Here is a 5883-nt window from a genome sequence, read left to right as displayed (position 1 = left end):
GATCCGGGGCGCGACGCGCGGCGGCTGTTCTCCCACGCGATCGGCGTCGATCCGGGGCGGCTGACGCTGGTGCTGCCCGAGCCGGTGGACGGCGAGAGATTGGCCGTCTTCGAGGCGCTGGTGACGCGGCGCTGCGCGCGCGAACCGGTCAGCCACCTGACCGGCAGCCGCGCCTTCTACGGTCGCCGCTTCAAGGTGACGCGCGACGTGCTCGACCCGCGCCCCGAAACCGAGGCGCTGATCGAGGCGGCGCTGTCCGAACCCTTCGGCCATGTGCTCGACCTCGGCGTGGGGTCGGGCTGCATCCTGCTGACGCTGCTGGCGGAGATGCCGGACGCGCGCGGCGTGGGCGTCGATATTTCCGAGGCCGCCTGCGCTGTGGCACGCGAGAACGCCATCGCCCTTGGCCTGTCGGACAGGGCGCATGTGACGGTCTCCGACTGGGTCAGCGGGGTCGAGGGGATGTTCGACCTCGTGGTGTCGAACCCGCCCTATATCGCGCGCGCTGAGATGGCGGATCTCGCGCCCGAGCTGCGCGACTGGGAGCCCGAGGGCGCGCTGACCGACGGGGCGGACGGGCTGTCGAGCTACCGCGCGATACTCGACGGCGCGGCGCAGGTGCTGGCCCCGGGCGGGCGGCTGATCATGGAGCTAGGCGCGGGGCAGACCGAGGCGGTGGGCACGCTGGCCGTGGCGCGCGATTTCGCACCCATCGCGCTCATCCCCGATCTCGACGGCCGCGATCGGGTTATCGTGCTGGGACTGCCGCAATCGGGCTTCTGACGGCGAAAAATGCCGGTTTCGAAGCGGTTTTCATAGTTTCCGCTTGCTCCTTGCCGTCGTGAATGGTTAGTCCTAGGCATCGGACGGAGGAAGGCGCATGCGCCTTCAAGCCCCGACACGCTGCCAGATCATCGCAGGCCCCGACGTCGCAGCAGCGCGCCTCGCGCGCGCAGACCGGGGCACAAGCGCAACGCCTGAGCCAGGCCGGAACCGAAGAATCACATGAGATCATCGAAGTCACGCTCGCGCGGCAACAAGAACCGCAACAACAACCGTCCCTCCGGTGGCAATATCGTCAACCGCGTGTTCGACAGTTCGGGCCCGGACGGCAAGGTGCGCGGCACGCCGCAGCAGATCATTGAGAAATACAACCAGCTGCACCGCGACGCGCAGCTGTCGGGCGACCGCGTCGCCGCCGAGAACTTTGCCCAGCACGCCGAGCATTACCTGCGGATGCTGGCCGAGGCGCAGCGCGAGATCGACGCCAAGCGCGAGGAGGCCGAGGCCCAGAACCGCGAACGTCAGGCCGAGCGCGACCGGCAGGCCGAGCGCGACCGCGAGCGGGCGGCCCGGCTGAAGGCGCAGGAAGAAGAGGCGGCGCAGGCGGCCCAGGCCGCGCAACCGGCACAGCCCGAGCCCCGCGTTGACGCCCGGCAGGAGGCCCGCCACGAGGCGCCCGCCAGCGATCTCGTCGAGACGCCGGAAAACCGCGAGGGGGGTCGCGAGATTCCCGCCCAGCCGGCGCAGACGATCCAGCCCGCCGAGCCGCAGGCCGAGGGCGAAAAGCCCAAGCGCGCCCGCAAGCCGCGGGTGAAGCGCGACACGCCCGAGGGCGAGAAGCCCGCGCCGCGCGCCCGCAAGCCCCGCGCTTCGGCCAAGGCCGATGCGCCGGCCAAGACGGACGGCGAGTCTCCGGCGGACGCCGCCGAGTAAGATCCCGGAACATGAAAACCGGAAAGGCGGCGCCCCTCCGGGACCCCGCCTTTTTCGTCAGCCTGCGGATTTGATCGAGCGGGCCAGCGCGCACCAGGCCTCGAGCCCGACCTGCTCGGCCCGCTCGGTGGCAGGGATGCCCGCGGCGGCGAGGTGATCCTCGATCCCCGGCGCCACGCCCTTGAGGGAGGCGCGCAGCATCTTGCGCCGCTGGTTGAAGCCCGCGGCCACGACGCGGCTCAGCACCGCCGGATCGGCCGGGAAGCGCGGCTCGGGCAGGGCGGTAAGATGGACCACCGCCGAGGAGACCTTGGGCGCGGGCACGAAGGCCTGCGGCGGCAGGTCGAGCACGATCCGCGCCGAGGCCCGCCACTGCGCGAGGATGGCGAGGCGGCCGTAGGCCTTGGAGCCCGGCTGCGCGACGATCCGCTCGGCCACCTCGCGCTGGAACATCAGCGTCAGGCTTTCCCAGAAGGGCGGCCAGGCCTTGGGCGTGAGCCAGCGCACCAGAAGCTCGGTGCCGACATTGTAGGGCAGGTTGGCCGCGACGCGGATGGGCGGCGTCAGATGCGCCAACGGGTCGATTTCGAGCGCGTCGCCCTCGATCACCTGCAGCCGACCCGGGTAATGCGCCGCGATCTCGGCCAGCGCGGGCATGCAGCGCCCGTCCTTCTCGATGGCGAGCACGCGGCGCGCGCCCTCGGCCAGAAGCCCGCGGGTCAGCCCGCCGGGGCCGGGGCCGATCTCGAGGATGTCGGAGCCGGGCAGGTCGCCCGCCGCACGGGCGATGCGGGCGGTGAGGTTGAGATCCAGCAGGAAGTTCTGGCCCAGCGTCTTCTTGGCGCGCAGCCCGTGGGTTTCGATCACCTCGCGCAGGGGCGGCAGGTCGTCGATGGCGGCCATGGCGGCGATCCCTCGTTCATCTTTCCGAAAATACGCATGGCGCTCCGCCAAGGACCGCCGCGCCGTTCCCTTAGCGCGCGCCGCGCGCCAGCGCCATATCGGCGGCCATGCGGATCGCGGCGATCATCGAGGACGGATCGGCCAGCCCCTTGCCCGCGATGCCGAAGGCGGTGCCGTGATCGGGCGAGGTGCGGATGAAGGGCAGGCCGAGCGTGACGTTGACGCCGCCCGAGAAATCGATGGTCTTGATCGGGATCAGCGCCTGGTCGTGATACATGCAGACCGCCGCGTCATAGCCCGTGCGGGCGGAGGCGTGGAACATGGTGTCGGCCGACATCGGCCCCGCGAGGTCGAAGCCCTCGGCCCGCAGGCGCTCCAGAAGCGGCGCGATCATCTCGATCTCCTCACACCCCATCTTGCCATCCTCGCCCGCGTGCGGGTTGAGGCCGGCGATGGCGATGCGCGGCGCCATGATGCCGAAATCGCGGATCAGCGCGGCATGGGTGATGCGGATCGTGCCTTCGAGCAGCTCGGGCGTGAGCAGCTTCGGCACCTGCGACAGCGGGATGTGGATCGTCGCGGGCACGACGCGCAGCGCCGGGCAGGCGAGCATCATCACCACCTCGTCCACGCCCGCCAGATCGGCAAGGAACTCGGTATGGCCGGGATGGGCGAAGCCCGCGCCGTCGATCAGCGCGGCCTTGTGGATGGGGGCGGTGCAGAGCGCCGCGCAGTCGCCCGCGCACACCAGCTCCACCCCGTCGCTGATCGCGTCGATCACGCCCTGGGCATGGGTGGGGTCGGGCTGTCCGGGCACCGCCGGCGCGCCGAAATCGCGGGCCAGCACCGGCAGGGCCTGGCCGGAGACGGTGGCGGCCTCGGCGGCGCTCTCCACCGCCTGCCATGCCACCGCATCGGGCAGGTGACGCGGATCGCCGAGCCAAAGGAGCGGGATCTCGTCGCGCAGGCGCTCCCAAGCGCGGGCCGCGATCTCGGGGCCGATGCCCGCAGGCTCGCCGCAGGAGATCGCGATCGGCGTCACGGCGCGATGCGCGCCTGCGCGCGCAGCTCGGCGAGCAGGATGTCGGCCCGCGCGGTGAGCTTCCTGCTGACGATCTCGTTGCGCATGGCGCTGCGCGCGTCCTCGTCCAAGGCGGCGGCGGGGGTGCGGGCGCAGAGCATGGTGAACAGCAGCGTGCCGTCGCTCGACAGGTTCCACGAGGCCTCGTTGCGGTCGAGCCGCGCCAGCTCCAGCCCCAGATCGCGCGGCAGCGCGGCGGGGGCGACGCTGCGACGCACCAGCCGCTCCTCGGGCAGGCCGCGGGCCACGCCGTAGAGATCGTCGCAGGTGTCGGTCACCGCGTCGATGCGGGCGGCCTCGGCCAGCGCCTGCGCGGTGCCGGCGCCGGGAATGGCGAATTGCGCGTAATCGACCTGCGCGATCTCAGTGGGGGCCTGGGGCGCCTCGCGGATGTCGCGCAGCTGGAACAGCGCCACGCCGTTGCGGATCGGGATCGGCGGCGTCACTTCGCCCGGCTCCAGCGACAGCAGAAGCCCGTGCAGCCCGGCGGGGTAGTTCGACAGCGCGGCCCAGTCGAGCCGCCCGCCCTGCGCGCGGGTGGGCAGGGCCGAGACCTCGCGCGCCTGCGCTTCGAAGGCGGCGGTGGAGCGCAGCTTGGAGATCGCCTCGGCGCGGGCCATGGCGGCGGCGGCGCGCGGCGGCGGGGCGGCGATGATGATCTCGTTGAGCAGCAGCTCGACCCCGTCGGGCCCGCTTTGCTGCGCCAGGCCCGCGTCGATCTCGGCCTCGCTGACTTCGACCGTCTGCCCGTAGCGGCGGCGGATGTAGTCGCGCCACGAGGCATTGACCTTCACGAAGTCGCGCAGCGTCTCGCGCGCGATGCCCTGGCTTGCGAGACTGGCGAGAAAGGCGTCGAGCGACAGGTTCGCGCGCTGCGCGAACTCTTCCATCGCGGTGGCGAGCCCTTCCTCGGTGAGCTGCATCCCGGCGCGGTCGAGCGCCTGCAGCTTGAGCCTTTCCTCGACCAGCTGCTCTCGCGCCAGCACCGCGGGGTCGCCGGGGGTGTTGAAGGCGGCGAGCAGCTTGGCGCGCTGGTCCAGCTCGTAATTGGTGACGGCGCTGCCGTTCACGGTCACGGCGGGGGCGAAGAGCCCCTGCGCCATGGCGCCCGAGGGCGCGGCCAGCGCGACGGCCAGCGCCGCGGCGCCCACGAAATTCAAAGCCCGCATTCCGGCTCCCATCATCGTCGAATCACTCGCTGTCAGTCTTCGCAGGCCCGTGCCGCGGTCACGCTCTGCCCGGCGGCGGAAAAGCCGTTCAGATTGACCGAAAGCCCGAAGCTGGTGGAAGGGTCCACCTCGTCGGTCTCGGTGTAGCGGCGCGATACCGAAAGGTCCACCGTGACGCATTCGTTGCGCCAGCCGGCGCCGATTCCGGCGCGCACCGGCGCATCGGCGGCGATGTCGTAGCGCGCCTCGGCGGCAAGGCTCCAGCGCGGCCCGAGCCGGAAATCGGCGTCGAGCGAGACCTCGCTGATCTGTTCGAGCTGGCCGCTGCCCGTTTCAGGCTGAAGCCACAGATAGGCCGCCGAGAGATCGACCGGGCCGCGATCGAGCTCCAGCCGGGCCTCCGCGCCCGAGACCTCGAACCGGCTGTCGAAGGTGGCATGGACCCCCAGATCGAGCGCCTCGCCCAGATCGGCGCGGGCCGAGACCAGCCAGTCCGACCGGGTCCGGCCCAGGCCCGTGCCCTCGGACAGATCGTCGAGCGCCTCGTCGCGCAGCAGCTGCCCGGCGAGAATCGACAGCCCGCGCCCCTGGCTGTCGGTGCGACTCCAGCGCAGGCCAAGCCCGGCGCTCAGCCCGGTTTCGAGCAGGTCCTCGCCCGGCAGGCGGTCGAGCGCGTGCAGGCTGGCGGGGCCGAATTCGGGCAGGCGGGCATCGCGGTTGGCGGGCTGTTTGCCCTGCCGGGCGGCATAGGACAGGCTGACCACCGGCTCGATCAGCTGCGTGGCGCCCGAGCCGCTCTCGTGGCGCATGAGCGGCCAGCGCAGCGTCACCCCCGCCGCCTCCCAGGCGCGCGTCGACAGCTCCCTGTCGGAGACGGCATAGCCGTCGAAGCGCAGCTGCACCTCCGTGTCCAGAAGGATGCCGGGACCGAGCACCCGGCCGCGGTGCCAATCCGCCGAGAGGCCCGCGCGCAGCTCGTCGCGGTCGCCGCGCGGGGTCGCGCCGTCGCGCCCC

Annotated in this window: 6 protein-coding genes; 2 read left to right on the top strand and 4 right to left on the bottom strand. The window is 71.9% G+C overall.

The window, feature by feature from the left end:
• Both prmC and NHG85_RS14630 read left to right on the top strand, forming a co-directional pair.
• Positions 1 to 783 (top strand): peptide chain release factor N(5)-glutamine methyltransferase (gene prmC, locus NHG85_RS14635; RefSeq protein ID WP_253333645.1); only part of this gene is annotated, 783 nt, incomplete at its 5' end.
• A gap of 222 nt (positions 784 to 1005) precedes the next feature.
• Positions 1006 to 1716: a DUF4167 domain-containing protein gene (locus NHG85_RS14630; RefSeq protein ID WP_253333643.1), complete on the top strand. Its 711-nt coding sequence runs from the start codon at positions 1006 to 1008 to the stop codon at positions 1714 to 1716.
• Between the two features lie 57 nt (positions 1717 to 1773).
• Here NHG85_RS14630 and rsmA read toward each other — a convergent pair whose 3' ends face one another.
• The 4 genes from rsmA to NHG85_RS14610 all read right to left on the bottom strand — a co-directional run.
• A complete protein-coding gene (rsmA, locus tag NHG85_RS14625) occupies positions 1774 to 2619 on the bottom strand; it encodes a 16S rRNA (adenine(1518)-N(6)/adenine(1519)-N(6))-dimethyltransferase RsmA (RefSeq protein ID WP_253333641.1) in 846 nt (281 codons plus the stop codon).
• A 70-nt stretch (positions 2620 to 2689) separates the two neighbouring features.
• On the bottom strand, positions 2690 to 3661 hold the full coding sequence (gene pdxA / locus NHG85_RS14620; RefSeq protein ID WP_253333639.1) for a 4-hydroxythreonine-4-phosphate dehydrogenase PdxA: 972 nt from the start codon (positions 3659 to 3661) through the stop codon (positions 2690 to 2692).
• Positions 3658 to 4869, bottom strand: a complete 1212-nt coding sequence (locus NHG85_RS14615) for a peptidylprolyl isomerase (protein ID WP_253333637.1) — start codon at positions 4867 to 4869, stop codon at positions 3658 to 3660. Before NHG85_RS14615 ends, pdxA begins: the two co-directional genes overlap by 4 nt.
• A 32-nt stretch (positions 4870 to 4901) precedes the next feature.
• Positions 4902 to 5883, bottom strand: a 982-nt coding sequence (locus NHG85_RS14610; RefSeq protein WP_253333635.1) for an LPS-assembly protein LptD, incomplete at its 5' end; no start/stop codon positions are given.

This window comes from Limimaricola litoreus (genome assembly GCF_024159025.1).
GTDB lineage: Bacteria > Pseudomonadota > Alphaproteobacteria > Rhodobacterales > Rhodobacteraceae > Limimaricola > Limimaricola litoreus.
This window is presented reverse-complemented; position numbering and strand designations above follow the sequence as displayed.

Excerpts from the sequence above, each read along its gene's own strand:
- NHG85_RS14615 (WP_253333637.1), bottom strand. The coding sequence starts at position 4,869 with ATGCGGGCTTTGAATTTCGTGGGCGCCGCGGCGCTGGCCGTCGCGCTG.
- NHG85_RS14630 (WP_253333643.1), top strand. The coding sequence starts at position 1,006 with ATGAGATCATCGAAGTCACGCTCGCGCGGCAACAAGAACCGCAACAAC.
- rsmA (WP_253333641.1), bottom strand. The coding sequence starts at position 2,619 with ATGGCCGCCATCGACGACCTGCCGCCCCTGCGCGAGGTGATCGAAACC.